Consider the following 26,947-nt stretch of genomic DNA (forward strand, 5'->3'; position numbering starts at 1 on the left):
ATCAGAATGCGTGCTCCCTCTTTGATGAAGCATCGTTCTTCGCGAAGAACCGGGTCCCACTTTTGCGTTCGATGCTCCCGTTCTGGCTCACCCTTCGGATTGTCCTGTAGTGGGCGGGTGTCCATGACGGGCACCCGCCTTACGTAACGCCCCAGGCCTGCGAGGCAGGTCGCTAGTCGCTCGCGTGGCTGGCGTTGGCCTTTTTGACCTCAGCCAGAATGCCGCTGAGATTGTAGCTCTCGGGAGCCTGCAAGGGCGGGAACTTCTCATAAGTCGTGAGATGTTGCAGCCAGAGCTGCTGTCCGATCGGCAACATATTCCAGTCGTACTGGAACGCGGTCGACGGGGCGCCCAGGGCACCGCCGAGGCTCATCGCCGACTTCTGATCGAGGCCGACCGCCTGCTCGAAAGGATCGCGCTTGATATTCTGCACCAGCGTGAAGTGGAACGGGACGAGCGGCATGATCCAGCCCGCCGGCCCAGGCTGCGACATGGTGTAGTACATCTTCCAGTTCTTGTAGCGTACCGCCGATGGCGTCGCGCCCGAGTAATAGAAGAAGTGGTCGCGAGCCGACTTGTCGGTCTTGCCCTCGAGGAAGTCGCGCTGATCGAAGCCGTCGAGCGTGGTCTTGACGATGCCAGGATATTGCCCGGCCTCGATCTGCTGCTTCAGCCCGTCGCCCTTCGGCCCGCCGGCGATATCGACCAGGGTCGGCAGCCAGTCGAGCGCGGCGAAAAGCTGGTTCCTGACAGTCCCGGGCTTGATGACACCCGGCCAGCGGATCACCATCGGGGCGCGATAACCACCCTCCCAGGCCTCGCCCTTCTGACCCTTGAACGGGGTGACGCCGCCATCCGGGAAGCTGATCGCCTCGGCGCCGTTGTCGGTGGTGAACACGACGATGGTGTTGTCGAGCTGGCCCATGTCCTCCAGCTTCTTGAGCACCACGCCGACATTATCGTCGAGCTGCTTCATGCCGGCTTCGTTGACACCCCAGTCCTTGCCGCCGCGCTCGCCCACCATGGCCTCGTATTTCGGCGACAGAACCGTCACGACGTGCATGCGGGCAGGGTTGTACCAGACGAAGAACGGTTTGTTGGTCTTCTTTGGATCGTTGCGGTCGAGGAAGTCGACGACCTTGTCCGAGATTTCCTCATCCACGGTCTTCGAACGCTCCAGCGTCAACGGCCCTTCGTCGGAGCACATCTGGTTCCGCTCCGTGCCGTCGGAGGATTTGCAGGCAAGGACATTGCGCGGCGGCGTGAGACAGACTGTCGTCTTGGGATCCACCGCGCCGGGAACCTCCGCGATGCCGGGGATCGGCGTGTTGCGGCAAGGGGGAGCGACAGTCTGGGTGTTGGCGTTCTTGTTGATGTCGGGGAAGCTCACCTGCTGCATGGCATCGAGGTGGTAGAGATAACCCCAATATTCCTGGAAACCATGCGCGGTCGGAAGCGCCGCCGTGTGGTCGCCCAGATGATTCTTTCCGAACTCGCCGGTCGTGTAGCCGAGATCGAGCAGGAACTTGGCCAACGCTGGAGTGCCGGGCTGGAGGTATGACGGGCTGCCGGGCAGTTGCGGCGGGATCATGCCGGTGCGCAAGGGGTACATGCCTGTGAAAAAGGCATTACGGCCGGACGTGCAGCTCTGCATGGCCACATAATCCGTGAACATGGCGCCATCCCGGCCGATCCGATCGATATTGGGCGTTTCCCCGACCATCACGCCACGGTGGTAGATGCTCGGCTGCATCCAGCCAATGTCGTCGCCCATAATGAACAGGATATTGGGCTTTTGCTGCTGCGGTGACTGCGGCTGCGGCTGTTGCGGTGCCTGGGCGAGGGCCGGAACAGCCATCGCCGCCGAAACCAGCGCCGTGGCCGCGATCAGAATGGCCCTCGTCGGGATGCGCGACAGGTGGTGTCTGCCGCCTGTCGTCGCTGAGAACGCACGATCGTGACTCATCGGGTGCTCCTCTCTCTGATGATGCAGCGGAGGCCGACATGGCTCATCGAGCTGTCGACCGGCTGCGGGTGGCGCGCCGCCGGCCGGTAGCGACGGCAGTAGCTCGGGGCGCACAGGTGCGAGCCCCCCTTGACGACCTTGCGGGGAATCCGGGTCTCCAGCTGGCAGGGATCGTAGCTCTCGCCCTCCTGCCCGCCACGCGGGTTGGCAGGAATGCAACAGGACTTGGCGGCATCCGCGGGATGCTTGGGGACGTACCAGTCCGACGTCCACTCCCAGACATTGCCGATCATGTCGTAGAGGTCATAGCCATTAGGCGGGTACGTCGCGACCGGTGAAGTTCGCTCAAATCCATCCTCGCGCGTGTTTTGGAACGGGAATGCGCCCTGCCAGGTATTGGCCATGTGCCGCCCACCAGGCGTGAACTCGTCGCCCCAGGCGAACTCGGCCCCATCCAGCCCGCCACGGGCTGCGAACTCCCATTCGGCCTCCGTCGGCACATCCTTGCCGGCCCACGCTGCATAAGTCTCGGCATCCAGGTAGGCGACATGCACCACCGGATGATCCTCCAGGCCCTTGATCGAGGAGCCTGGCCCATGGGGCCGGCGCCAACTGGCGCCGAAGATGTACGCCCACCACTGGCCCCAATCGCGCAGATTCACCGGATAGTTTGGCGGGCTGAACACCAACGAACCGGGCTTGAGCATATGCGGCAAGGCCCGTGGATAATCCTTCGGATTCGGCTGCCTCTCGGCAACTGTGACGTAGCCGGTTGCGCGAACGAATTCGCGGAACTGCCGGTTGGTGACTGGTATCCGGTCGATCCAGAATCCATCGACGGTCACCCAATGGGCAGGAGCCTCCTCGGGGTAATGCCGATCGGAGCCCATGCGAAACCTGCCGCCGGGAATCCACACCATCCCGCGATGCAAGGGGTCCGTCCAATGAGGGATCGAGGCGGATCCAGAGTTGGTCAGCGTCATGTCGGCGATGCTTTCGGCGACGGGCAAGGGAATGGACTTGCCCGCGTCCCAAGATACTTAAAGCCGGGGCTCGTGCTTGACCTAACAGGACAGCGGAATGAAAATTCGGGTTACTCAGCAAGTCTGTCGACTCACGAACGGAGGCGATGCAGCTCACCGCACTCCCGTTATTAACAAATCCAGAGAAACCGGGCTCAATAGCCTCCAACTGAAACACCTCTGCCACATGGTATGCAGCGTATAGGCGCAGCCGTTTCACGGAGTTCGCTGGTGCTCGGGTGTTTGCGTCCGTTGACGAAGGCCTGGAGGCAGCACTTTCCGGATGCGGGCCGAACCTCGGTGTCCGCTGCGAGGCTGTGTGGAACCGCGAGAATCGGCACGCTCCGATGATCACTGCGATGGTGCGCAGGCGGGCCGCGGTGTGATCGTCACCCTCCGATCCTCAAAACCGGGTCCACATTTTCGCACGACGCGCTCGTCTACTCCGTGGCGCCAGCACATTCGAGCAGACGGCACCGAGCCAGTGGTGCGGAGCCATACTGCTCATCCGGCCCCCTCTACGATAGCGCCCCTGCCACCGGCGCTATCGCACCGTGAACCTCCGGGCGCGGATCAAGGAGTGGCAGGCGGTGGCCATCCGCCCTGATAAAGACGGCGACAAGCCATCTCGGCTCTCTACGTCGCCGCCGCCACCGACTGGTTGCGTAACAGGCCTTAGAGCATTTTTTCGGTGAAGTGAATCCGGTTCACCGTCAAAAATGCGGCCGCCCGAAGAAAAGAGCTGTTTTCCCTTGCATGGAAACAGCTCTAGCCCTTCGGCGTCACGTCAACCTTGAACCACTTCATCGACAGGTTTCTGGCAGTTCCATCCGTGATGGCAGCATGGATGGCCTCGTCGAATTTCGCCTTCAACTCGGTGTCGTCTTTCCGCAAGCCGATACCGATACCGCCCCCGAGCACCCCTCCAGTGAGAGAGGGGCCGACAAGCGCGTAACCGGTCTTGAAGTCGGGTTTTTCAAGGGTGCCCATGATTTGCGTTGCGCCCGCAAAGACGGCATCCAGGCGGCCAGCCGCGAGGTCGAGATCGTGCTGTTCGACGGTCTTGTACTCGCGGATATCCGCACTGTCCTTGAGGTACTTGTCAACGAAGGCCGACTGGATAGTCGAGACCTGCACGCCTATGGTCTTGCCTTTTAGCAAAGGCTTGATGGCTTCGATGGCCTTCTCAGCCTCGGCAGGTTGGCTGGAGAGATTGTATGCTTGTCCCGTCCCCGGCATCTTGGCGAGCGGAGAGTCCCTGGCGACAAGGAAGCCGTTGGGAGAGTCGGCATAGCGGTCGCTGAAGGCGATGCTCTTCCGGCGCTCATCCGTGATCGTCATTGCATCCATGATAGCGTCGAATTTCTTGGCATTCAGCGCCGGGATCATACCATCCCAATCCTGAGCAACGATTTCGCACTTCATTTTCATGCGCGCGCAGAGATCGTTGGCAAGATCAATCTCGAAGCCTTCGAGTTTTCCGCCGGCCCCCGTGAAATTCCATGGGGCATAAGCCCCTTCAACAGCAATCTTTACCGTTCGGTCTTGAGCCGTTGCAGGGCCGCCGGCGAATGCTGTGGAGAGTAGGGCAATACTGAGTATCGTCGTACATTTCATTGTAATTTTCCCGGGTCGAAAACAAATCGTAGAGTAGAAGCTGTCTCGGACCATCGATCTCCATACGCGTGGTACTCGGATCACATATGCCTTGCTCTGTCCTCCACTACGTGCCAGGGCATCAGACCATCGGCCGAAAAGGGGAATACACTCTTGGGGTTAGGCGCATCAACTTGGCCGGGGCGCAACGAACTCAGTCGATGGGACTGCTCAGGCGGCGATGCCGAGGCCGGCCGCCATTTTAGCCCCTGTAGAATCAAGCCCCTCTTCTCTGAGACGATAATCCTACGGCGCGACTGCGGCGCGGGCTCTCGCTTCCGAGGAGCAGGATCGACGTGGATATTCGCCGCCTTGCTCCTCGATAGGTATATGCCTGAGACTGCTGGAAGACCGGTCAGGTGGCCTCGATGGCTCCGACCTCGCGCCCCTTGCGGCCCTCCACAATGGCGACTCGGACCGTTTGTCCCTGCGCCAGCGCCCCAAGCCCTGCCCGCTCCACGACGGAGATGTGCAGGAATAGATCCTTACTCTCACCTTCAACGGTGACGAACCCATACCCCTTCGCAGGGTCGAACCATTTTACCGTACCCGGTACTGTCGCGGCATTTGGTTCGGGACGGCTGGCACCCTGCCGTGGGATCCCACCCGATTGACCTGCTCTGCTCGGAGTTGCACGTCGAGGCGGTTCAACTGTGGCCGTGCTGGCGTCGACACTGAGGACGTTCGTCACCTGCGGACCCTTTTGGCCTGTACCAACGGTCACCAGCAGCGTCGTTCCAGGCTCCAGAGCCGAATGGCCGGCGGCCTCGACCTGCCTGATGTGCAGGAATGCCTCACCGGAGCCATCCGTCAGCTCGACAAAGCCAAAGCCCTTATCGGAATTGAACCATTTGACTCGAGCTTCAGCTTCACTGCCGTAGCCGAAGGAGCTTGCTTCCTGATGCGGCGGTTGTGCATACGATGGGGAAAGACCGTTGTCGCCCCAGGAATCTGTAGATCGAGCGCCGAACTGACGTCGACGATCACGATGTTCATTGCCCCGACCCATCAGGAGCATCCTCTGTCTTTGTAAGCGGGAACACGTTAACGTGCGGAACACAGACGTATCGCTCATATCCCTTCAACGCAAGAAGACGATAGCTTCTGATGGAGCATTTGGCGCGCTCATCATGGTTACCACCAGATGAAACACTATTTCCGTTCCGGCAAAACATGCCCGGTCCCCGGCCATTAGCCGGGACAGCACAGCCCAAGAGTCGGAGCCAAGCCGCTCGAACCCCGTGCCCCCGATAAGGTATCCACAGGCTGATTGCCGATGTCCTCAGCAGGGGTGCGATGGCAGGTAGAGGGAGTGAGGGAACGTCTTCATTCCTCGCCTGTACCTGATGCTAGTGCATCGTGCGAAAAAGTGGACCCGGTTTTTCGCACGATGCGCCAAAGATCCGTCATGAAGAGCTCCTCATGGAGTGAGAGTTGCTCTCCAGTCCGCCGCCACTCAGGAAGCCGCGATAGGCAGGATTATCCGTCTCGTCCCAATAAGGATAACCGAGCTGATCCAGGCTGCGTTTCAACAATGGCCGTTCTGCGAACGGGACCTGAATACCGGCCAGAACCCGTCCATAATCGGCTCCATGGTTACGGTAATGGAACAGTGAGATATTCCAAGCGCCGGAGAGTCCATTGAGGAACTTGAGCAGAGCGCCGGGCCGCTCGGGGAATTGGAACCGGAGGATCAATTCGTCTTCCAGTCCAGGGGCCCGCCCGCCAACCATGTAGCGCACATGCAATTTGGCCATCTCATTATCGCTCATGTCGAGCACAGGGTAACCCTGCTCCCGCAGCAACCCAATGATCTGGTGCTTTTCCAGATCTCCTTCCGCAAGCTGTACGCCAACGAAGATCTGTGCCGCACCAGGGTCGGCGTAGCGATAGTTGAACTCGGTGATTGAACGCTTGCCCAGCAGCTGGATAAACCGACGATAGCTGCCCGGCTGCTCGGGAATACTGACCGCCAGCAAAGCCTCCCGATGCTCGCCGAGCTCCGCTCGCTCCGCGATGTGCCGGAGTCGGTCGAAGTTCATGTTAGCGCCACTGTTAATGGCGACGAGTCCGTGTGTCCGCGTGCCCTCGCGCTCCACATATTTCTTCAACCCAGCGAGGCTGACGGCACCGGAGGGCTCGGCAATGGCTCGGGTATCCTCGAAGATATCCTTCACGGCCGCGCAGATCTCGTCTGTACTGACGGTGATCACCTCATCGAGCAGTTCACGGCAGAGTCGGAAGGTTTCCTCGCCGACTTGCCGTACGGCGACTCCATCGGCAAACAGGCCGACCTGGTTCAGGATGACCCTGTCCCCCGATGCCAGCGCCGCCGCCATGCTGGCAGCGTCCTCGGGCTCAACCCCGATCACCTTCACCTCGGGGCGCAAAAACTTGGTATAGACGGCAATACCTGCGGCCAGCCCCCCTCCTCCGATCGGCACGAACACAGCCTCAAGCGGACCGGGATGCTGGCGCAAAATCTCCATCCCGATCGTGCCCTGTCCGGCGATGACATCCGGATCGTCGTAGGGGTGAATGAAGGTCAGGCCCTTCTCACTCTCGAGCTGGCGGGCATGGGTATAGGCCTCATCGAAGCTCTCGCCATAGAGCACCGTGCGGCCGCCCAGTCCTTTAACGGCCTGAACCTTGATGGCCGGCGTGGTACGCGGCATGACGATCGTCGCCTTGGCACTCAACTTCTGAGCCGCCAATGCAACTCCCTGGGCATGATTGCCGGCTGAGGCACAGATGACTCCGCGCTCAAGAGCCTCTCGCGCCAAACTCACCATCCGGTTGTAAGCACCGCGGAGCTTGAACGAAAAGACCGGCTGGAGATCCTCGCGCTTGAGGCAGACTGGGCTGCCGAGCCGTTGCGACAGGCGCCTCATAGGATCAAGGGGGCTCTCGATCGCCACATCATAAACCCGGGCAGCCAAAATTTTACGAATATAGTCCTGCACGTCTGATAAGCTCCCGCGACTTGAACCTGCCACTGCCCTTACTATGAGGCGATACAGACCAGAACAAGAGCCTCCAACGCTTCCCGGCAAAGCAGATCCTGAAGCGAATACAAAGCATTATAGGAATCGAATTCCCGCCAATCTCCCACGGCGAGCCCGCACACTTCGAGCGCACCCGACCTAAATGCGCCGGCGAGGTCGCAATAACTGCCTGCCACGAGATGGTAAGGTCCGTCTGGCGGCACGCCCAGTCCCATCGTCAACGACTGAAATCCGCGCTTTCCTCTCGCCCGCGTGAGGACATCAGGATGCTGCCCCAGATGCGATCCGCGCAACGATCCCACGGCCATACGGATGACACCAGCCCCACGCTTGACTGGCAAACCCTGGTATGTATTGTGGTCTGACCACGGTAATATAAAGATATGTCCGCTGATCTTGAAATCACGCGGCTTAGGGAGAGCGGTGGCAAAGGGTTTGAGAAGGTGTTTGCCTTCTTGCGCGAGCGTTTGCTTGCAGGCTCCTTGCGACCGGGTGATCGGCTTATCCCTGAACGCGATCTAGCTGCGCAGCTCGGCGTGAGCCGGCCGATCCTGCGCGAGGCTTTGCGTGCCTTGACGGTTCTCGGGGTTGTGGAAATCCGCGACCGCGTCGGGACGATCGTTCGCCGCCCTGACCTTTCCGTTCTCAACGATTTCTTTACATTCGCGTTCGCACAGCAGTCCGAGGTCATCGATGATGTGATGCAGGCGCGCATCGCGATTGAATGCCAAGCTGTCCGACTTGCCGCGGAGCGGGCCACTGTCGCGGATTTTGAGAAGCTCCAGCAAGCGCTCGCGCGGATCACTGAAACCATTGATGACGCTGATGCCGGCGGCGTAGCCGACTTCGAATTCCATCGCACCGTAGTGATGGCGGGCAAATCCGAGACGCTCACCGTCCTGCATGATTCCATGTCCGGGATCCTGATGCGCTCCCACCAGGGGCGACGAGAACTCCTTCAGGTTTTCGATACGATGAAGACCTACCTGATCGAGGATCATCGCCGCATCTTCGACGCTATCGTCGGACGCGATCCGGAGCATGCAGAGAAGGTCATGCGCGAGCATTTCGCCATTGGCGACGACTTCCGGCGCCGAGCGGCTATCGGTGAACCGGGATCCCGGAACCCTCTATCATAACACGACGAGAGCAAGACGCCATGATGGAACAAAGAGGCCATAGGGGAACAGTCGGGTTTGTCGGCCTGGGGACGATGGGGCGCGAGATGGCCCTTAATCTGCTCAAGGCGGACTATGCCGTGTGTGCCTATGACGTCCGCCGGGATGCTGTCGATGACCTGCGCTCCCACGGCGCGGCGGCAGCCGAAACCTTGATGGACGCCACGCGGGACGCGGACATCGTCATTTCCATGCTCCCGGACACGCCGCAGGTCGAAGAAATCGTCTACGGCGAAGGTGGGCTCCTGACATCGCCGCCACGAGGCCACCTCTTCGTCGACATGAGCACGATCTCGCCCGTTGCAGTCCGGCGCATGCACGCCGACCTCAGGGCTGCAGGCGTAGCGCTCCTCGACGCGCCTGTATCAGGCGGCCCCGTTGGCGCAAAGAACGCCTCTCTCTCGATCATGGTCGGAGGAGACAAGAACGCCTTTCAGCGCGCCGAACCGTATTTTCAAGCCATGGGGACGACAATTACCCATGTGGGCGAAGCCGGGGCCGGACAGACGGTTAAGCTCTGCAACCAGCTCGTGTGCGCGATCAATCTCCAGGCTATCTGCGAAGCGCTAGCGCTTGGCCGCGCCTCCGGTGTCGACCTTGATCAGCTCCGAAATGTGCTTCTCGGCGGTTCGGCTGCGTCTTGGATGCTCGATAAACTCGGTCCCGCGATGATCGCCGGCGATGCTTCCGCCGGCTTTCGGATCGATTTGATGCTCAAGGACCTGCGTCTCGTCCAGGAGCAGGCTCTATCGCTTTCCGTCCCACTGCCAGGAACGGCGCTTGTGACCTCCCAATATGTCGAGGCCCGCGCCCACGGCGAGGGCGCAAACGGAAACCAGGCTCTTTTCCGGGTTTACGACCGTATGACCGGTCAATCGGCAACCTGACGAGGCATCGGCAGGAATGAACCTCAATCTGGACTTTGCGACCATTATCGAGCGATGGCCGGCCTTCCTCGATGGGGCGCTGCTCACCCTTCAACTCGCCTTGATTGCAACCGTACTGGGAACCGCCATCGGCGTTCTCGGCGCCATTGGGCGACGCAGTCGGAATCCGATCGCGTCAAGGATCTGCGACATCTATGTCGAGGCAATCCGTAACACACCGCTTCTGGTCCAGATCTTCCTTGTCTATTTCGGTTTGGCCAGCCTTGGATTGAAGTTTTCCGCGTTCGCCGTTGCGGCAGCCGCCCTCACCATCAATGTCGGCGCATACACGACCGAAATCATCCGGGCAGGATTCGACTCCATACCCCGCGGGCAGATCGAGGCGGCCGAAGGCCTCGCCCTGTCCCGCACTCAGATCTACTGGCACGTGGTCATGTGGCCGGCGATCGAGAAGGTCTATCCGTCCCTGACGAGCCAATTCGTGCTTCTGATGCTTGCCTCATCGGTCACGTCCCAGATCTCGGCGGAGGAACTGACGGCGGTTGCAAATTACGTCCAGTCCGACACGTACCGTGCTTTCGAGACCTACATCCTGGTTGCACTGGTTTACATCGTTCTGTCGCTGATCATGCGTGCCGGGTTCTGGCTGCTCGGACTTGTCATCTTCCCGCGTCGCCGGCGCCTTGGCACCCCGTTGTAAGGAGGAAACATGAGCGGCTCGCTGAATGCCAATCACCTCATATTCCTGGGTTACGGAGCATTGTGGACGGTCGGCTTATCTCTCATCGGCCTGCTGGGTGGCGGCGGCGCAGGGTTCATCATCGCTCTGTGCCGTATCTCACCGAACAAGGCCATCCGGCTTCTCAGCGCGGGCTACGTCCAGCTCATTCAGGGGACACCGCTTCTCGTCATCATGTTCCTGACTTACTTCGGGCTGCCGACGCTGGGCTTGACTGTTTCTCCCCTAACGGCCGCGGGCGCGTCGCTCACCATTTATGTCGGAGCATATCTGGGTGAGATCTGGCGCGGCAGCATTCAATCCGTACCGAGACCCCAGTGGGAAGCGGCCGAAGGCCTTGCCCTAAGCCGCACCCAGCGGATGCTGAAGGTCATCCTGCCACAGGCGATCCGAATCGCAACGCCTCCGACTGTAGGATTCATGGTGCAGATCATCAAGAACACCTCCCTGGCGTCAGTGGTAGGCTTCGTCGAGCTCGCGCGATCCGGGCAGATCATCAACAACTCGCTGTTCGAGCCATTCCTGATCTACACCATCATCGCTGTGATCTATTTCGCCCTTTGCTATCCGATCTCGCGCATCAGCCGTCGCCTGGAAACGCGCGGCAGCTCTACCCGCATCTCACTCGGGACTGTCTGACATGCACAGAATTTCGAACGAAGCGACACAACTGCCCGTCGTTTCCCTCAGGAGCGTGCACAAGAGCTTCGGCACGCTCAAAGTGCTCGACGGTGTCAGTTTCGATGTCGGGCGCGGCGAGGTCCTCGTCCTGATCGGACGCAGCGGCTCCGGCAAGAGCACCGCATTGCGGTGCATTGACCGCTTCGAAACGATCGACAGCGGCGAGATCCTCGTATGCGGTCATCGCGTCAGTGACCCGAAGCTCGACCTGAGAGCTCTGCGTCAGGATGTCGGCATCGTCTTCCAGAGCTACAATCTGTTTCCTCACCTCACGATTGAAGAGAACATCACGCTGGCCCCGTGTTCCGTAAAAGGCATCTCGAAGGCCCAGGCGAAAGAACAGGCGCGGCAAGTCCTGACTCAGGTCGGCCTGGAAGACAAGCTCCACCAATATCCCGAACAGCTTTCCGGAGGGCAGCAGCAACGCGCGGCAATCGCCCGCTCGCTTGCCATGCAGCCCAAGGTGATGTTGTTCGACGAGGTGACCTCAGCGCTCGACCCGGAGCTGACCGGTGAGGTTCTGAAAGTCATCGAGGCGCTCGCTGCGGATGGCATGACCATGGTGATGGTCACGCACGAGATGGGATTTGCCAGAGGTATCGCCAATCGGGTCGTGTTCATGCACCACGGCAAGGTCCACGAGACGGGACCTGCTTCGATCCTGACCACGCCCGCAACTCCGGAACTCGCCCAGTTCGTTGGCACAGGGCTCTGAACGACAACCAGGACTTAGGGAGACAACGATAATGATGAAACGCCCACTATCCGCTGCGGCGGTTGCAATGACCTGCATGGTGGCTCTCGGCACGACGGCTGCACGTGCCGACCTTCTTGACGACATCATGAATGAGAAGAAGATTCGCATCGCAACCGACATGGCGATTCCGCCCTCCGGCATGATGGACGCCAATCTCAAGCCAACGGGATCGGATGTGGAAACCGCTCAGCTTCTCGCAAAGGATCTGGGGCTTGAGCTCGAGTTCGTGCAGACCACGGGCGCGACCCGTATTCCGAACGTCCAGACCAACAAGGCGGACATCATCATCTCGACCCTGTCCGTTACGCCGGAGCGCGCAAAGGTCATCGATTTCACCAAGGCCTACGCAGCGCTGCAATCCGTCGTCGCATGCCTGAAGAGCGTTGAAGTAAAGGACTGGGAAGGCCTGAAGGGCAAGACGATTGCCGTTTCCCGCGGCACGACCCAGGATACCGAGCTTTCGAACATGAAGGATCGGAATCTCACCCTTGCCCGCTTCGACGATGACGCCACGATGGTAACGGCCGCTGTCTCCGGACAGGCGGATTGTGTTGCGACTTCAGCGACGATTGCCAACCAGATCGGCGTCAAAAACCCGGCCCGCACGTTCGAGCCGAAGGTCCTCATTCGCACCTTCGATCTTGCCATCGGCGTGCGCAAGGGCGAGCCGCGCCTGATCGAGAAACTCAATGAATGGATTTCGATCAACTTGAAGAATGGCAAGCTGAACGAGATCTACAAGAAGTTCCACGGCAGCGAGCTTCCACCGGAAATGCGGACGTAAACCCTAAGAATTCGAGTGGTGCTTGGGCACCACTCACCCTTCAATGATAAGTGAAAGGCTCTTCAATGCGCGTCGTAATCGGGTCGGATCATGCCGGATGGTCCCTCAAGAATTCGGTGATCGATCACGTCCGCACACTCGGACATGAGGTCATCGACGTCGGGTCGTTCGATGATAAACCTGTCGATTTCCCGGATATCGCTCGCGCGCTGACTCAAAAGGTGAAGTCCGGCGAAGCCGAGCGCGGCATCATGGTCTGCGGCACGGGTGTCGGCGCGTCGATCGCGGCTAACAAAGTCAAAGGGATACGCGCGGCTGTTTGCCACGATATCCACTCGGCACACCAGTCGGTCGAGCACGACGACGTCAACGTGATGTGCATCGGCGCCAAGATTGTCGGATCCTGGCTCGCGCAAGATCTCGTCTCATCCTATCTTTCTGCGACCTTCTCCACGGATGAGGACTGCCGCCGCCGAGTGGAGAAGCTCCACGCCATGGATGCCGAAGGCTGACAGTAACCACCATCCAATTTTTCAAAGGGAGCGCGTGTAAACATGATCCTTGTTTTTGGCTCTGTTAATATCGATCTTGTTGCGCGCGTTGCTGCGATCCCACGCCCGGGCGAAACTGTCCTCTCTCCCAGCTACCAAATCGTGTTCGGTGGGAAGGGCGCGAATCAGGCAATCGCAGCCGCGCGCGCTTCCTTACCCCATCGTGTGGCGATGGCAGCTCGCGTCGGCGACGACTCTTTTGGCCAATCTGCGCGGGACAACCTTGTTCGCAATGGTGTCGCAGCTGATCTTGTTGCCATCAGTTCTGAACCGACCGGATGTGCATTCATCACCGTCGACGAACACGGCGAGAACGCAATTACCGTCGCCAGTGGGGCGAATACTTCTTTGACGGAGGACCAGATCCGCGGGTTCCGGATCGATGCGTCTACGATCGCGGTTCTTCAAATGGAGGTCCCCTTCTCGGAATCCCTCAATGTCGCTCGCCAGGTGAGAGAAGCTGGCGGCCGTGTGATCTGGAACTTCGCGCCGGCCCCGCCGACATTCCCAGCGCGAGACCTCTCCGATCTGATCGGCGAAACCGATATCTTCGTCGTCAACGAGCATGAGGCCATCACAGCATCGGAGCTTCTCGGCCGCACGGCCGGCACCTTAGAGGAGGCAGGGGCTTTCCTGTCGAAAAGCGGCTGCATTTGCGTTGTTACGGCAGGTGCGCGCGGAGCTTTCGCGTTTCATCCTGACGGGCAACGTGACAGGATCGAAGCGAAACCGATCCAGCCTGTCGATACAACTGGAGCCGGCGACACCTTCGTCGGCATCTTGGCCAGCGCTCTCGACGAGGCTCTTCCCCTCACGACGGCTCTTGAGCGAGCTTGCCACGGTGCAGCGCTGACTTGCCTTGCCCATGGCGCTCAGGCCGGCATGCCGACGCGTGAGCAAATCGGAACCGCTTGAGCGAAATATGAGCCCTGACGATACCGGCTCGACTTACAGCATCGGATCTGGGTTCGATATCACGTCCGGTGCTCTAGAGAAATCGCCCGGCCGATATTCCTTGCCGCGCCGGTAACGACAGCGACCTTCTCTTCGGGGGATCTGTTCATGTCCGTTTCTCTCGGTAGGTGAGCAGTGCCGGGGTGGAAGCCGCCCCGCCGAGGCCAAAGTCCGAAGGTCGGATCGACATACGAGCGGCAGAGCATCGGACGTGAAAAGTGGCATCCACTTTTAAGATCAATTCGACGCCCCTATAGAAGAGCGGATCGCTCCAACGAGGAACCGCGGCCACTTTTTCGCACGATGCGCTAGAATTCCTCTCTTGGATATACCGGAGGAATAGGCTCCGCGGCATTGATGAGCGGCTTGAGCTCGGCCTCGACATCCTCCATCGCGGTGAGCCACGGTGACGAGGGCGAGCAGTAACCGCTTCCTGATGGACCTTGCATTATCCTCCATAGCGAACAAGCCGCAACCGTTCTTCGAGACACAGCATGTCTCGACTCTCGTCGCCCTCGTCGAAGCAGGAGTCGGCATTGCGGCCGTTCCCAGCATTTGCATGCCGAGCGCCGCCCATCCAAACCTGGTGAGTATTCCCCTGGTCGAGCCTGTCGTGTCGCGTAAAATCGGTTTGATCCGGAGAGCGGGATCGAAGCTCTCGCCGGCAGCACAGAAGCTCTCTGACGAGATATTGGCCGCGAGCGATACCAAGGGCGGCCTGGAATCAAGGCCGTTACCGCACCGCTGGAAGCAATCAAGGCCGCTTGTACAGAAGGGTAATAGCACATCGTGATAGCCGCGCTCAAGCGTTGGGCGTGCCATCGAACTCACGTCCGATGCTCTAGCTAGTTCGTACGGTAGTCATTACGGGGCCTTTCTGCGACAACCACATCTTTGGGGGTGTCGGGCAGATGCCGCCGCAACACTCGATGCCGGGCAGCAGATAGCGCAGGCAGCACACCTTGCGACGCCTGATCGTCTGCCCATCCTGCGGCAGGTACTTGACCAGACCGAACATGGGATTGGGCTGGCCGCCCCCGTCCGACTTGCTCTGCAGCAAGGTCTGTCCTTCGGCGAGTGCGCCTGGATTGGCCCTGTCGTCCACGGCAGCCTGTTGAAGCGTCCACTCGAAGATATCTGCGGCGTTACTCCACAGCAGCCGGGGTGAGACGCCGAACTGGCCTGCCAAATGGCGGACGAGGGGTCCAACATGCCTCGCGAAAAGGCGCGTGAATCGATCGGTTCCTCGAGGCGGCAGCGATGCCCCATCGTCTGGCACGATGATCGCAGCCGTCTGTCCGCCCTCGTGCAGTGCAATGCTGACCTGATCGAGCTCTACTGGGAGATCCCGGCCGAGGAAAACGATCGCCGCAGTGGTCGGGATAATAAGTGCTCCGAAATGCCATTGAGCCCACATGGACACGAGTGCCCGCCGATCGCCGCCAGGATACACCTCTGCGAACCGGACCATGAGACGCTCAATGACGTCTGTTTCGAGCAGATCGCGGCCTGAAACGGCTGAAGCGTGCTCGCCGGGGAGTGCAAGCCCGTCCTTGAACCGGATAAAGGTGCCGCTGAAGCACGGTGCGAGCGAGGGGATCATGTCGATCAGGACGCCTGCTGTCGGAAAGGGAAACGATCCTGCGACGGACGGGGCTTGCTCGAGCGACCGCTCAGGACGATTCCTGCAGGCACTGCCATAACGGCCAGGAACCCGGCGATTCCAAAGAAAGCCACATAGCCGAAGGACTGAGCGATCCAACCCGCCCCGATCCCCCCGACCATGCTGGCACCTGCATCCGTGCATTGCAGCAGCGTGAAGTCGATCCCGGCCTGGCGCGGATCAGACAGCGCCATGAAGTGGGCGTAGAGGGCCACATATCCGAGCGCCATCACGGCGGAGGAGCTTGCAAGTGCCAGAGTGAGCAGAAGCGCCTTCGGGACTTCATCCGACCGAGCGGCTATGGCGAGCCCCGCCAGTGCGCCGGCCTGCAGCACGAGCGCGATCACCAGAATGGGGCGCGCACTCCATGCCCGAACCAATACACCTCCGAGGAGCGCGCAGGCGAAGCCGACGCCCAAGCCTCCAACGCCGTTGACAACCCCGAGGCAGCTCAGGTCCAGACCCTTGTCGACCAGAAAAGGACCGATCATGCTCAATCCCCACTTCTGGGTCAGGGTGTAGACGGCAGCAAGCGCAAGGCCCTTATGCATCTCGACGCGCCTGAGTGCATCACGGAGCGAAGGCCGATGGGTGCGTGGCACATCCGGGGTGGATACCGGCGACAGGACGAACGGCAGTCCCAGAAGCACGACCAGAGCGGCCATGATGAGCGTCGCCTGCGTCCAATCAAGCCGATCGACGAGGACGAGAAACAAACCCGAGCCGATCGCTGCGCCGATATACGCGCCGCCGACCTGTGCGGCATTGCCCCAACCGTGATGGCGCTCGGACAGGCTCTCGACAGCATGCCCGTCGCAGGCGATGTCCACAGTGGAGGCTGCAAAGGCGAGAATCATGAGAGCCGCCATGAGCGGCAACAGCCTCTCAGGACCGATCAGCCCTGCGGAAACGAGGCACACGGCAGAGACCATGCCTCCGACGAGCACAATGCGCCGCGACCGGCTCGAGCCGATCGTCGGAAGCCGATACCGTTCGATGGCCGGAGCCCAGAGGAACTTCAGGACCCACGGGAGAACCGCCAGGTAAGTCAGGCCGATCCGGTCGAGCGACATGCCCTGATCGCGCAGCACACTCGGGAGGGCGCTGAAAGTGATGCCCGAGATGACACTCTGCCCCACATAGAGCCCACCGACGCCCAGGACGATGGCGGCGGGCGAGCCAAGGCGGCTCATGGCCGATGCCGTTCTCACCAGCGATACCGCAAGCTCGCGATGACCTTGCGGCCCTCGTCGAAATAGCAATAATTGGATGAACAGACCTGCCCCCTCTCGTCGAGCAGGTTGGTTGCACTCACCTGAAAGCGCATGCCCTTCAGGCTCGGATCGAAATTCTCCAGATCATAGCGGATCGCTGCATCCAAATAGGTACGCGGCTCGTTCTCAAGGATCGGCCGATTGAGGCTGTCGCCAAGGCTTGAGCCGACATAGCGAACGCCTCCTGCAACGCCGAGGCCTTTGGCGGCCCCTTCCTGCACCGTGTAGTCGAGCCAGAGCGATGCCATGTGGTACGGTACGCTCGTGAGCCGGTTGCCTTCGGTGTCCGGGGTCAGGCGCAGGATGCGCGCGTCGGTGTAGGAATAGGACGCCTGGATGTTGAGCCCGTCCGCCAGCGACGCGACGCCTTCGAGCTCGAAGCCCTGAGAACGGATATCCAGTTGGATCTGCTGGTTCGTGGCGTCGACCACTTGATAGACGACCGCGTTGTCCTGACGTAGATCGAAGATCGCTGCACGCAGCGACGCATTCACGCCTGGCACATCGTATTTCACGCCGACTTCCACCTGTCCGCCGGTCGTGGGCTCCGCCACGCTGCCGCTGAGAAGCGTGCCTGGATTGGGTGTGAACGACGTGCCGTAACTGACATAGGGCGCGAAGCCGAAATCGGTCACGTACCCGAGAGCGGCGCGGCCCGTGAACTTGGCGTCGTCACGATCGAACTCGAAACCGGCGGTGTTATACTCGCTCGACAACCAGTCTTGGCGGCCGCCCAGGGTCAAGCGCCAGTTCTGCCACGTGAGCTGGTCCTGAACATAGAGGCCCGTCAGGGTCTGAGTCTGTTCCTCCCGATAGCTGAGAGCCGGATCGGTTCCGATCGGCACCACGCCGAAGCCTTGCTTGGACACATAGCTGAAGCGGCTGACATCCAGTCCGGTCAGGATCGTATGCTCCACAGGGCCGGTGTTCACGCGGCTTTCGAGATAGGTATCGCTGACGATGCCCCAGTTGTTCTCCCGTGTGAGACCAGATCCGCCGTAATAGTATTCCTGGTTGGTCCCCAGCGCCGAGAACCGCGTGCGCTGATGCAGGGTGAACATATCGTTGAAGCGGTGCTCGAACTCGTAGCCGATACGTCCCTGCTTCTGGCGAAAATCGTTGTAGCGGGCATCGCCGGCGAAGATTCTCGTCGCTCCGATCGACAAGCTCGTGGGGTTCCCGGCAGCATCGATCGCATAGTCGTTGATGTAGGCGGCCGTGCCACCCGTGGTCGCATCCATGTACTCGCCGAGGATCGTCAGTGTTGTCGCATCCGTCGGTTTCCAAGTGAAAGCCGGCGCAATAAAGATCCGATCGTCCTTGACGGCGTCGATCTCGGTTCCAGCATCGCGCAACAAGCCCGTCATTCGATAGAACAGGGTGTTGTTCGCGGTGAGGGGCCCGGAGAGGTCGAAACTGCCCTGCAGACGCCCATAGGAGCCGGTCTGCACCTCGACCTCGTGGAAGGGCAGAAAGGTCGGCCGCTTCGAAATCAGGTCCACGATACCGCCGGTGCTGCTCGCGCCGTAGATCGAAGCCGCGGGACCACGCAAAACGGCAATGCCTTCGAGGCCATAAGGCTCGAGCCTGAACAGACCATTCGGGCTGTTGACCTGGCGCAGACCGTCTCGGAACACGCCCGTATAGGTGACGTCGATGCCGCGAATCGTAAAAGCGTCGTAACGCGGGTCGAAGCCATAGCCCCCCACTCGCGTGCCCGGCGTGTAGGAAACCGCATCGAGCAAGGTTTGCGGCTTGCGATCCTCAAGTTGCTGCTGCGTCACCGTAGAGATCGATTGCGGTATTTCGAGAAGCGGCGTGTCGGTCTTGGTCGCGCTTCGGGACGAGATGGCCACGTAGCGATCGGCCGTGATCGGACCCGTCTGATCGTCGGCACGGCCTTGAACCGTAATCTCCTCGAGCTCGATGGCTCGGGCCTCGTTCGCCTGAGCGAGCACAGGGGACGAGGCAAGAACAAGGGCGGATGACGCCAACAGCGCAAGCGGGATCTTCACAGCACTAACCTTCGGTTCGTAGCGATGTGACCCGCCTAGCGGTCAGTTGATAATGAGTCAAATACTATAGTTTTGAACTATTTCAATTAAAATAACTGCAGATTAAAAACATTCTACTTTATCTATCGGCAATGACAACCTTCCAATGGACCAGAAATTTTTACTCTTATTTGGTGGATGGCGACAAGCCATCACGCATCACTGATGCCTGGGTTAGCCCACCATGGGCATAGTGGCGCTCGTTCAAATGCCATAGCTGGGTTCGATACCTCGATCTCACCGCGCCTTGGCTCGACCCCTCGAGGCTGATGACACCGTTCGTTTGATTGGGTCCAAACCCCTTCAGGTCAATCCCTGGGTCGTGCACCGACCCTGCGCCTCTGTCGCGGCGGCAAACGCCCCTATGTCGTCCTACCGGTCCCTCTGCCAGGGGTACAACGATGGGGAACAAGGCCTTTCAACTCCTGGCGGATAGGGACGCGTTCGAAAAACTTATGCCATCCGAATGGTATTTGCCTCGGCTGCATCGGCCGCTAGATAGCGCTTATCCGAGGCGGGTGGCGCCTCCTAGATGTCGGTCTCGATGCTACGTTCGTCCTTATCGTTCTTGTTCTGGCTTACTATAGTCTTGGCGTTAGGCATTGGAGGCCTACTGGCCTATATCTATTCCGGCGTGTATGACGTATCCGCGATCAAGCAGCATACGCCACTCACTTACTGGGTATTGAGCACAGCACGGCGCCAGTCGATCAAGGCGCATACCACCGGAGAATCGCCACTGGACTTGGCTGATGCGGATGTCCGGGCCAGAGGGCTTCTCCTGTTCGACCGGCATTGTCGACAATGTCACGGAGCACCGGGGGTTGCACCGGATGCGATCGGTCTCGGGATGAATCCTTCCCCGCCGAATTTCGCCCAAATGGGTCGGGATCTGCCGGCGTCGGAGATCTACTGGGCCGTCTCGAACGGGATCAAGCTGACCGGAATGCCTGCGTGGGAGTTCCGCCTGAACGAGAGCGAACGCTGGGCCATCGTAGCGTTTCTGAAAAGCTCTCCGACACTGGCCCCCGCTGAGTACAAGGACCGACGAACCCGACTGCTGTCCACGACCTTGAATGAAACGACGCCTCACAGCCCCGACGCCTTCTGGAAGCCAGAAGATGCGACGCGGCGAGGGCAAGTCGCGGTTCAGCAATACGCATGTCCTACCTGTCACGTTATTCCGGGAATAAGGGGACCGGATGCACAGGTTGGCCCTCCCTTGGAGGGCATTGCGACGCGGATCTATCTTGCCGGAGTTTTGTTGAACACGCCTGCCAATATGATCGAGTGGGTCCGCAACCCACAGGCGATCAAACCGCTCTCCGCCATGCCGAATCTGGGCGTGACCGAGCGCGATGCCCGCGACATCGCAGCCTACCTTTATACATTGCGTTAGAGGGCTGTTGCAGCCGCTATCCACGATTGACGGCACACATTCTCGCTGGCGCGTCAAGTCGCATACTCCAGCATCGGATGTGGGTTCGATTCCACGTCCGATGCTGGTGCGCCTTAGCGCATCGTGCGAAAATGTGGACCCGGTTTTTCGCAGCAAGCGATGCATTCCTCTAGAAGGAAGCATCGGACGCGAAGGCGAGCCCGCATCCGGTGCCTCAGTTCTTGATGTGAACATCGTCCCACGTGAAACCGGCACCGGCGAAGTGGCGAAAATGCTCTTCAGTTCACTCATGAGCGGGAAGAAAATCCGTTCTTCGGTGCAAACCGTTTACTTTGGGCCTTCAAGATCCGGCCCAAAGTCCCGGTGTCCAAAGGTCACATGTTTAAGGACGGACAGTTCGGCCGCTCGGCTGCTCTTGGAATACGGTGTCGCACGCCTGGAATCTGAGCGCGAGACGTTTCGACCAGGTGATTGACCCATGAGGTGCAGCGGGACTTTATCTCACCCATCCCTGGACAGTCCGCCATATCACCGATGACGAGTCGTCCCGGCTGCTTGTGGCACGCACGGAGGTTCGAGCTTCATACCCTTGCCGAGGCACGCCTGATTGAAAGGCGAACACCGGCGGCCCTCTCCTTGCCTTGAGATTGCCCGAGTTGCCGTGTCACCTTCAAGCAACAAAACCTTAACGGCACAAGGACGGGGGTAATGGGACAACCATTCTGCGGGCCTCTGAAAGCTCGCCCTTTTCTCAAAAGCTTACTTCGGCCGATACCGCTGATCCTCGTTGCGATGCTGGTCGGCCGCGGGTCCGAAGCTCAAACTCTTTCGTCTCTCCCGTCCCGATCGGGTGCGATCGTCACGAAGCGCAACGCGGTCGCTCAAGTCCCGGGCTGGGCTCGCTTCTGCAGGCAATGGCCCAAGGAATGCGCAATAGATCCCTCAGAACCGGCAAAAATCGCTCTCACACCGCAGGTTTGGGAGACCCTCGTCGGAATCAACCGACAGGTAAACGCCGCGATCAAACCCCTGACCGATTTGGAACATTGGGGTGTCGACGATCGCTGGGACTTTGCCGAGGACGGCTACGGCGACTGCGAGGATTATCAGCTCCTCAAGCGCAAGCGCCTCGTTGCGGCTGGCGTGCCCCGGCGCGCATTGCGTATGACGGCAGTGATTGACGAAAACGGCGCGCCGCACGCAGTCATGATGGTGCGAACAGACCGCGGTGACTTCATCCTCGACAACAAGCGCAGCGCGGTCCTGCCATGGCGCGAGACCGGATACGTTTACTTGCAGCGGGAAGGCGACACGGGGTCGGCCTGGGTCTCGCTGGGCAGAGCCGTTGCGTCACCCGTTGCTACGGCGGGTCGCTGATATAGCCGGCGCAGTCCGCTAGCGCATCGTGCGAAAGAGTGGCCCCGGTTTTTCGCAGCCAATGATGCACTGTTCTATCGTGGAAGAATCGGATCAAGCCCCAAAAGTGGACTCCACCTTTCACGTCCGATGCTCTGGCGAGCGGCAATGCCCTGCACGACGGCTCGGCGAGCACATAAAAAGGAGGCAGACATCTGCCTCCTTTGAGCGACACGTCATGCGCGCCGCACTATCTACGCTTTCGGCTCAATCCTCAACGGATCGGAGGAGCGAACTGAATGCCTCCTTTGGTCCAGAGATTGTTCACACCTCTCGGAAGGCCGATCTTGCTCTTCGAGCCGAGATTGCGCTCGAAGGACTCGCCATAGTTTCCGACATGGCGGACGATACGTGCCACCCAATCGGTCGTCAGTCCCAAACCCTCGCCGAATTCGCCTTCGGTTCCCAGAAGGCGGCGGACTTCGGGATTCTCCGATTTCAGCATCTGATCGACATTCGCCTGCTCTACCCCGAGCTCTTCCGCATTGACCAACGCGAAGACTGTCCAGCGGACAATGTCGAACCACTGATCGTCACCCTGACGCACATATGGCCCAATCGGCTCCTTCGAGATCACCTCCGATAGAAGCATATGCTCGTCCGGGTTGGACATTTTCAGGCGGTACGAGACGAGCTGTGACATATCGGTGGAGAGCGCATCACAGCGCCCACTCTCATAGGCCTTCACGGTGTCGTCGATCCCCTGAAAAGTGACGACATCATACTTCAGCTTGTTCGTGCGAAAATAATCCGCAAGATTAAGTTCGTTCGTCGTCCCCTGCACGGTGCAGATGGTCGCTCCATCGAGTTCCTTGACGGTCCTGATATTGGCGCTCTTGCGGACCTGGAAGCCCTGCCCGTCGTAGTAATTCACCGCCGTGAAGTTCAGACCTTGGCCTGCATCTCGGCTCAACGTCCACGTGGTGGTTCTTGGGAGCACATCGATCTCGCCGCTCTGAAGGGCCGTCAGGCGATCCTTGCTCGCCAAGGGAATGAAACTGACCTTAGCCGGATCATTGAAAATCGCTGCCGCCAATGCACGACATATGTCGACGTCGAGTCCGGCCCAGTTGCCCTGGCTATCCGCCAGGCTGAAGCCCGCAATGCCCGTGCTCGTGCCACATATGAGGTGGTCACGCTCCTTGACTTTCTGCAGCGTACCCTGTGCCGACGCAGCGGAGCTCAATAAGATCGATCCTGCCAGTGCGAACAAGGCGGTCTTCACGGTCAGTGGCATGTTGTTTCCTCCTGCAAGAATCATTGCGGCTGTGATCCGCCAGACAATCTTTGACGCGACGCATCCATGATGCTCGAAAGCGGCCTCTCCAGCATCTAACGTGAGATCGAGCTCACGCCTGATGCAGTATGTCTCTGTTCTCGGGCATCTTTTCCCGCAAAACCGGTTCCCACTTTTGCGCTCGATGCTCTCCTCGCTAGAGCATCTTTTCCCGCAAAACCGGTTCCCACTTTTGCGCTCGATGCTCTAAAGATCCATCTGCTCGTAGCGCCGATGAGCCGTGGGCTTGGGGGCCGGATCTTCGCTGATCGCGATGATCTCGGCCGGGCGACTGACCGGCGTCTCCAGCCCTTCGTGCCAAATCCAGTAGTGGTTCTCCGGCAGGCCATTCACAGCAACGACCTTATGCCCGCCCGCTGTATCGATTGCGTGAATGGTCACACGTCCGATCAAGCCGCCCTTGAGCGCGCGCATGTCCGTGACGGCTTCGTAAACCGCCTCTTCGACGCTCATGCCCATCTTCATGTAAAGGACGACGGCTCGTGCCGTTCCGGCGCGAATGCTCATCTCTCCAACGCCCGTGCAGGCACACGCACCGTACCGCGTGTCAGCGTAGGAGCCTGCCCCAATGACGGGGCTATCGCCAAGGCGGCCAGGATACTTCCAGCCCCACCCCGAGGTGCTCGTTCCGGCGGCGATGTCTCCATTCCTGTCCTGACCGATGAAAACCGTCGTGTCGCGACCGATCTCAGGATCAATGGCGTGCCGGCATAAGTCGGTCATCGGCACGTTAGGCCATTGCCCGCGCTCTCTCTCGCTGACTTCATCGTTGAACCACCGCTGCCAGGCAGTCCGGGCATGCGGCATGAGGAGATCGCCCGCCTCGGCACCGATCTCAGTCGCAAAGCGCTTCGCGCCCTCGCCGACCAGGAGCTCATGCGGAAGCCTCTCAAGAACCTGACGCGCCACGCTCACCGGATGCAGGAAGCCCTTGAGGGCGCCGACAGCCCCCGTCCGAAGGGTTGTTCCGTCCATCACCGAGGCGTCGAGTTCGACGTCGCCGAGGAGATTGGGCCAGCCGCCGCGACCGACCGTGCGAACGGTCTCATCGGCCTCGACCAAGCGGACACCGGCTTCGATCGCATCGAGGCCGGCAAGGCCCTGCGCAAGGAGCTTCGCCGTAGCCATGATCCCGGATCGGCCTTCGTTATTCGTTACAATGATCATGAGAGTCGCGTCGGCAATGTCCCTGTCAGTCGCTATATTATGCTGGTGTGAATTTACAATGCAAGACATATTCAAATATGAATATACATGGCATGATCCGGCCGAGCGTCACCTTGCGCAGAGCGGGTCGGCACTGACATAGAGGCTTTTCCGATCCATGAACCTCAAGAACGTCAGTTTGCCATGATCGACTTCCGCCACATCGACGCGTTCCGCGCGGTGATGAAATCCGAGACCATGGTTCAAGCCGCCAAATTGACCGGGATCTCCCAACCCGGCATCAGCAGGCTCATTGCAGACCTCGAGAGACTGAGCGAGCTCAAGCTCTTCGACCGGAGCCGCGGAAGGCTCCATCCAACAACGGAAGCTCACGTCTTGTTGGAAGAAGTTGAACGCCGCTACGCGGGACTACAGGCAATCCGGGAGTTCGCGCGTAGCCTGAAGGACAGCGCCGCGTCTCCTGTCCGGTTCGGGACCGTCATGTCGTTCGGCATCGGGTTCGCGGCTCGGGCCATTGCCGCCTTCAAGGCGGAACACCCGCAAATTCCAATCTCACACACCACGGGATCATCGGCCCTCATCGCCGATCAGGTCACGATGAGGACCTGTGATCTTGGTCTTGTCACGGACAATGCTGATGTCTCGTCGGTCTCCAGTTCGGTGTTTGCCTCGATGGATCTGATTTGCGCGCTCCCAAGTGACAGCCCTCTCGCAAAGAACCGGATCATTACGGCAGCCATGCTGCGGGATCAGGCAATCATCGCCTATCCGCGTGAGGACATGATCCGATGGGGGTTGACGAACGTGCTGGAGGAGGTCGGGATCAGCTATTCACGCGCTTCGGTGGAGACACCGTATTCCGTCAACATCTGCGCCCTGGTGCGTGAAGGCGCTGGGGTCGGCTTTGTCCATCCCATCGCAGCATACGACTTCCTCGGCCATGGTGTATCCCTGCGAAAGTTCGAGCGGTCGCTGCCGGTTCGAACCTTGTTCGTCAAAGGGATCGGATCACCGCTTTCAGCCGGGGCTGAGCGGCTCGGCGAAATTTTGACCAAGACGCTCGCGTCGACGGAGAAAATTGTCGCCAGTTCTCTGATGGCCTGATTGGCCACCCTTCACCACGACCGAGACGAAGGCAGAAATCCCGCGACAAGGTGCGGCCTTAAAATGGCACACGCGGACGCGTGAAGACGCTCCAGTAGGCCAGCGCGAAGCCGACGAATGCGACAGACCACGGCCCTGCGCACCGGATATATGCATAAAATCCAAATCGGTACTCGCAATCCACGGAGAGGCGCGCGCCGGCGACGTTCCCTCCCCTCTGGCGGCATTATAGACGGCTACCCTCGGGCAGCCCGTCGCCGGGTGAGGAACAGGCCGACAGTGATCGCTACTAAAAGGGCAGCGTCTCGGGTCCTGCAGAACAGCTTGAACAAGGGGGACAGTCAATCCAAGCGGGAGGCCTGGGTTAATTGGAACATTGGCAAGCGCGAGGGCAGGCAGGGCCTCCGGACAATTATAGAGAGCTGAAAACCGTTGTGTCCTCCTAAGGATGAGAAACCATTAGGTCTGCCATGAGCCCGCCGAGGGCTTGCGAGATCTCGCCGAGAGCCGGGCCCCAGGCTTGCGTCGAGGGCACTGTCGTCGATGCGACCGGTCAGGTCGGAGAAGGCTTCGTCCAGCTTACGGATCCCCTGGCGCAGACTCCGAACTCCCCATCGCGAACAGCTTGCCCCAAGGGTAATGCACGCAGGGTCTTCGTTCTTCCCCCAATGGGGGAGACCGGATTGACCCAGGTGCGACAGCGCACATGCCGGATCATGTCGGATTCGCCGCAGGTCCATCTCCACCATCTGGGGGACGATCGTTCGCCGTTCGGCTGCAATCCTTGTGCTCGTTCAGCATTGATGGAGTTCGCAAGAATGACCTCTTCCAAGGGGACTGCCATCACCCGCTGCTCGTCGCCCATGTTCTCAATGGAGAAACGCCATGCGCATGCTTACCCATATCGTCGGTGCCGCAGCCATGATGTTGATTGGCCAGGGACCCACTCTGGCTGGCTGCCACCCCTCGGATCCTGCCATACCGGTCGGGATCATCACTGGTGACGCGGATAAGGATACTTTCGGGCTGGCCTGCATCAGTGCCGAGATGGACCGAACCGGCTCCACGACCATGATGTCTCCCCGGCACGTCATGCAAGTTGGGCCCGGAACCGGCGATGCCGAGAAAGACAGCTTGGGGTATGTCCAAGTTACTGGCGCCCAGTAGAACAAGCAGGCGCGAACCAGCGGGGGATCCTGCCCCGAAGGTTTGAGCGCGATTGCTGATCTTGGTGCTCGGAGCGCATGTAGGCGGCTCTGGGCACTGAGCATGAGGGCATGGTAGTATCGGTGCCATCGCTCCGGTACTCCCTTGGGATAATGCTGATCCCGTCTACCCTTGGTGACGTCAGCCAGTACACTGATGCGGCCGCCGTTGGGGCGCGGTGACTGGA

General features: G+C 59.9%; 23 protein-coding genes. 13 read left to right on the forward strand and 10 right to left on the reverse strand.

From position 1 onward, the window contains the following. Nucleotides 1-172: 172 nt before the first annotated feature. From AB8841_RS05695 to ilvA, 5 genes are all read right to left on the reverse strand, one after another. Nucleotides 173-1,858: an arylsulfatase gene (locus AB8841_RS05695; protein WP_370435550.1), complete on the reverse strand. Its 1,686-nt coding sequence runs from the start codon at nucleotides 1,856-1,858 to the stop codon at nucleotides 173-175. A 104-nt stretch (nucleotides 1,859-1,962) separates the two neighbouring features. Continuing rightward, entirely contained in the window at nucleotides 1,963-2,949 is a 987-nt protein-coding gene (locus AB8841_RS05700) for a formylglycine-generating enzyme family protein (protein ID WP_370434859.1), read from the reverse strand. Between the two features lie 807 nt (nucleotides 2,950-3,756). Continuing rightward, a complete protein-coding gene (locus AB8841_RS05705) occupies nucleotides 3,757-4,605 on the reverse strand; it encodes a lysine/arginine/ornithine ABC transporter substrate-binding protein (protein ID WP_370434860.1) in 849 nt (282 codons plus the stop codon). A 394-nt stretch (nucleotides 4,606-4,999) separates the two neighbouring features. Further along, entirely contained in the window at nucleotides 5,000-5,653 is a 654-nt protein-coding gene (locus AB8841_RS05710) for a cold-shock protein (protein WP_370434861.1), read from the reverse strand. Nucleotides 5,654-6,050: 397 nt separating this feature from the next. Further along, nucleotides 6,051-7,607, reverse strand: coding sequence for a threonine ammonia-lyase, biosynthetic (gene ilvA, locus AB8841_RS05715; RefSeq protein WP_370434862.1), 1,557 nt, complete (start codon nucleotides 7,605-7,607; stop codon nucleotides 6,051-6,053). 425 nt (nucleotides 7,608-8,032) lie between these two features. Between ilvA and AB8841_RS05720 the strand changes: the two genes are divergently transcribed. The 9 genes from AB8841_RS05720 to AB8841_RS05760 all read left to right on the forward strand — a co-directional run bounded on the left by AB8841_RS05720 (nucleotide 8,033) and on the right by AB8841_RS05760 (nucleotide 14,973). Next, on the forward strand, nucleotides 8,033-8,788 hold the full coding sequence (locus AB8841_RS05720) for a FadR/GntR family transcriptional regulator (RefSeq protein ID WP_370434863.1): 756 nt from the start codon (nucleotides 8,033-8,035) through the stop codon (nucleotides 8,786-8,788). Nucleotides 8,789-8,808: 20 nt separating this feature from the next. Then, nucleotides 8,809-9,714, forward strand: coding sequence for an NAD(P)-dependent oxidoreductase (locus AB8841_RS05725; protein WP_370434864.1), 906 nt, complete (start codon nucleotides 8,809-8,811; stop codon nucleotides 9,712-9,714). Between the two features lie 16 nt (nucleotides 9,715-9,730). Then, on the forward strand, nucleotides 9,731-10,414 hold the full coding sequence (locus AB8841_RS05730) for an amino acid ABC transporter permease (RefSeq protein WP_370434865.1): 684 nt from the start codon (nucleotides 9,731-9,733) through the stop codon (nucleotides 10,412-10,414). A 9-nt stretch (nucleotides 10,415-10,423) separates the two neighbouring features. Beyond that, nucleotides 10,424-11,092, forward strand: coding sequence for an amino acid ABC transporter permease (locus AB8841_RS05735; RefSeq protein WP_370434866.1), 669 nt, complete (start codon nucleotides 10,424-10,426; stop codon nucleotides 11,090-11,092). Between the two features lies 1 nt (nucleotide 11,093). Next, nucleotides 11,094-11,849: an amino acid ABC transporter ATP-binding protein gene (locus AB8841_RS05740; protein ID WP_370434867.1), complete on the forward strand. Its 756-nt coding sequence runs from the start codon at nucleotides 11,094-11,096 to the stop codon at nucleotides 11,847-11,849. A gap of 34 nt (nucleotides 11,850-11,883) precedes the next feature. Further along, the gene (locus AB8841_RS05745; RefSeq protein ID WP_370435551.1) at nucleotides 11,884-12,675 is read left to right on the forward strand and encodes a transporter substrate-binding domain-containing protein; all 792 of its coding nucleotides are present in this window, start codon (nucleotides 11,884-11,886) and stop codon (nucleotides 12,673-12,675) included. Between the two features lie 65 nt (nucleotides 12,676-12,740). After that, on the forward strand, nucleotides 12,741-13,187 hold the full coding sequence (gene rpiB, locus AB8841_RS05750; RefSeq protein ID WP_370434868.1) for a ribose 5-phosphate isomerase B: 447 nt from the start codon (nucleotides 12,741-12,743) through the stop codon (nucleotides 13,185-13,187). A 42-nt stretch (nucleotides 13,188-13,229) separates the two neighbouring features. Beyond that, a complete protein-coding gene (locus AB8841_RS05755) occupies nucleotides 13,230-14,141 on the forward strand; it encodes a ribokinase (protein ID WP_370434869.1) in 912 nt (303 codons plus the stop codon). Nucleotides 14,142-14,586: 445 nt separating this feature from the next. Then, nucleotides 14,587-14,973: a LysR substrate-binding domain-containing protein gene (locus AB8841_RS05760; protein ID WP_370434870.1), complete on the forward strand. Its 387-nt coding sequence runs from the start codon at nucleotides 14,587-14,589 to the stop codon at nucleotides 14,971-14,973. Between the two features lie 48 nt (nucleotides 14,974-15,021). On the opposite strand, the gene fhuF is transcribed toward AB8841_RS05760, so the two are convergent. Genes fhuF through AB8841_RS05775 form a run of 3 tightly spaced genes read right to left on the reverse strand, consistent with a single transcriptional unit; the run spans nucleotide 15,022 to nucleotide 19,132 of the window. Further along, nucleotides 15,022-15,783 carry a siderophore-iron reductase FhuF gene (gene fhuF, locus AB8841_RS05765; RefSeq protein WP_370434871.1) on the reverse strand — a complete coding sequence of 254 codons (762 nt, stop codon included), beginning with the start codon at nucleotides 15,781-15,783 and terminating at the stop codon, nucleotides 15,022-15,024. A 5-nt stretch (nucleotides 15,784-15,788) separates the two neighbouring features. Then, entirely contained in the window at nucleotides 15,789-17,036 is a 1,248-nt protein-coding gene (locus AB8841_RS05770) for an MFS transporter (RefSeq protein WP_370434872.1), read from the reverse strand. A 14-nt stretch (nucleotides 17,037-17,050) separates the two neighbouring features. Next, entirely contained in the window at nucleotides 17,051-19,132 is a 2,082-nt protein-coding gene (locus AB8841_RS05775) for a TonB-dependent siderophore receptor (RefSeq protein ID WP_370434873.1), read from the reverse strand. Between the two features lie 571 nt (nucleotides 19,133-19,703). Here AB8841_RS05775 and AB8841_RS05780 point away from each other — a divergent pair. Together AB8841_RS05780 and AB8841_RS05785 are read left to right on the forward strand one after the other, a co-directional pair. After that, the gene (locus tag AB8841_RS05780) at nucleotides 19,704-20,570 is read left to right on the forward strand and encodes a c-type cytochrome (protein WP_370434874.1); all 867 of its coding nucleotides are present in this window, start codon (nucleotides 19,704-19,706) and stop codon (nucleotides 20,568-20,570) included. A gap of 708 nt (nucleotides 20,571-21,278) precedes the next feature. After that, nucleotides 21,279-21,947, forward strand: coding sequence for a transglutaminase-like cysteine peptidase (locus AB8841_RS05785; RefSeq protein WP_370434875.1), 669 nt, complete (start codon nucleotides 21,279-21,281; stop codon nucleotides 21,945-21,947). A 253-nt stretch (nucleotides 21,948-22,200) separates the two neighbouring features. Here the strand turns inward: AB8841_RS05785 and AB8841_RS05790 are convergent, their stop codons facing one another. Both AB8841_RS05790 and AB8841_RS05795 read right to left on the reverse strand, forming a co-directional pair. Then, nucleotides 22,201-23,223 (reverse strand): amino acid ABC transporter substrate-binding protein, encoded by a 1,023-nt coding sequence (locus AB8841_RS05790; protein WP_370434876.1) that lies wholly within the window; start codon nucleotides 23,221-23,223, stop codon nucleotides 22,201-22,203. A 246-nt stretch (nucleotides 23,224-23,469) separates the two neighbouring features. After that, nucleotides 23,470-24,450, reverse strand: coding sequence for a N(4)-(beta-N-acetylglucosaminyl)-L-asparaginase (locus AB8841_RS05795; RefSeq protein WP_370434877.1), 981 nt, complete (start codon nucleotides 24,448-24,450; stop codon nucleotides 23,470-23,472). 183 nt (nucleotides 24,451-24,633) lie between these two features. Here AB8841_RS05795 and AB8841_RS05800 point away from each other — a divergent pair, with 183 nt between their 5' ends. Together AB8841_RS05800 and AB8841_RS05805 are read left to right on the forward strand one after the other, a co-directional pair. Beyond that, complete coding sequence (locus tag AB8841_RS05800) at nucleotides 24,634-25,554, forward strand: LysR substrate-binding domain-containing protein (RefSeq protein WP_370434878.1); 921 nt, start codon at nucleotides 24,634-24,636, stop codon at nucleotides 25,552-25,554. An 885-nt stretch (nucleotides 25,555-26,439) separates the two neighbouring features. Further along, nucleotides 26,440-26,721: a hypothetical protein gene (locus AB8841_RS05805; RefSeq protein ID WP_370434879.1), complete on the forward strand. Its 282-nt coding sequence runs from the start codon at nucleotides 26,440-26,442 to the stop codon at nucleotides 26,719-26,721. The last annotated feature ends 226 nt before the right edge of the window (nucleotides 26,722-26,947 follow it).

The sequence above is a fragment of the Microvirga sp. TS319 genome (assembly GCF_041276405.1).
In the GTDB taxonomy this organism is placed as follows: domain Bacteria; phylum Pseudomonadota; class Alphaproteobacteria; order Rhizobiales; family Beijerinckiaceae; genus Microvirga.

Bases quoted from the DNA above. Each gene is read 5' to 3' on its own strand.
- AB8841_RS05735 (WP_370434866.1), top strand. From the start codon at position 10,424: ATGAGCGGCTCGCTGAATGCCAATCACCTCATATTCCTGGGTTACGGA.
- AB8841_RS05725 (WP_370434864.1), top strand. From the start codon at position 8,809: ATGATGGAACAAAGAGGCCATAGGGGAACAGTCGGGTTTGTCGGCCTG.
- AB8841_RS05710 (WP_370434861.1), bottom strand. From the start codon at position 5,653: ATGGGTCGGGGCAATGAACATCGTGATCGTCGACGTCAGTTCGGCGCT.
- AB8841_RS05720 (WP_370434863.1), top strand. From the start codon at position 8,033: ATGTCCGCTGATCTTGAAATCACGCGGCTTAGGGAGAGCGGTGGCAAA.
- AB8841_RS05805 (WP_370434879.1), top strand. From the start codon at position 26,440: ATGCGCATGCTTACCCATATCGTCGGTGCCGCAGCCATGATGTTGATT.
- AB8841_RS05730 (WP_370434865.1), top strand. From the start codon at position 9,731: ATGAACCTCAATCTGGACTTTGCGACCATTATCGAGCGATGGCCGGCC.
- AB8841_RS05695 (WP_370435550.1), bottom strand. From the start codon at position 1,858: ATGGCTGTTCCGGCCCTCGCCCAGGCACCGCAACAGCCGCAGCCGCAG.
- AB8841_RS05770 (WP_370434872.1), bottom strand. From the start codon at position 17,036: ATGAGCCGCCTTGGCTCGCCCGCCGCCATCGTCCTGGGCGTCGGTGGG.
- rpiB (WP_370434868.1), top strand. From the start codon at position 12,741: ATGCGCGTCGTAATCGGGTCGGATCATGCCGGATGGTCCCTCAAGAAT.
- fhuF (WP_370434871.1), bottom strand. From the start codon at position 15,783: ATGATCCCCTCGCTCGCACCGTGCTTCAGCGGCACCTTTATCCGGTTC.
- AB8841_RS05780 (WP_370434874.1), top strand. From the start codon at position 19,704: ATGTCGGTCTCGATGCTACGTTCGTCCTTATCGTTCTTGTTCTGGCTT.
- AB8841_RS05800 (WP_370434878.1), top strand. From the start codon at position 24,634: ATGATCGACTTCCGCCACATCGACGCGTTCCGCGCGGTGATGAAATCC.
- AB8841_RS05785 (WP_370434875.1), top strand. From the start codon at position 21,279: ATGGGACAACCATTCTGCGGGCCTCTGAAAGCTCGCCCTTTTCTCAAA.
- AB8841_RS05755 (WP_370434869.1), top strand. From the start codon at position 13,230: ATGATCCTTGTTTTTGGCTCTGTTAATATCGATCTTGTTGCGCGCGTT.
- AB8841_RS05700 (WP_370434859.1), bottom strand. From the start codon at position 2,949: ATGACGCTGACCAACTCTGGATCCGCCTCGATCCCTCATTGGACGGAC.
- AB8841_RS05705 (WP_370434860.1), bottom strand. From the start codon at position 4,605: ATGAAATGTACGACGATACTCAGTATTGCCCTACTCTCCACAGCATTC.
- AB8841_RS05740 (WP_370434867.1), top strand. From the start codon at position 11,094: ATGCACAGAATTTCGAACGAAGCGACACAACTGCCCGTCGTTTCCCTC.
- AB8841_RS05745 (WP_370435551.1), top strand. From the start codon at position 11,884: ATGAAACGCCCACTATCCGCTGCGGCGGTTGCAATGACCTGCATGGTG.
- AB8841_RS05795 (WP_370434877.1), bottom strand. From the start codon at position 24,450: ATGATCATTGTAACGAATAACGAAGGCCGATCCGGGATCATGGCTACG.
- AB8841_RS05790 (WP_370434876.1), bottom strand. From the start codon at position 23,223: ATGCCACTGACCGTGAAGACCGCCTTGTTCGCACTGGCAGGATCGATC.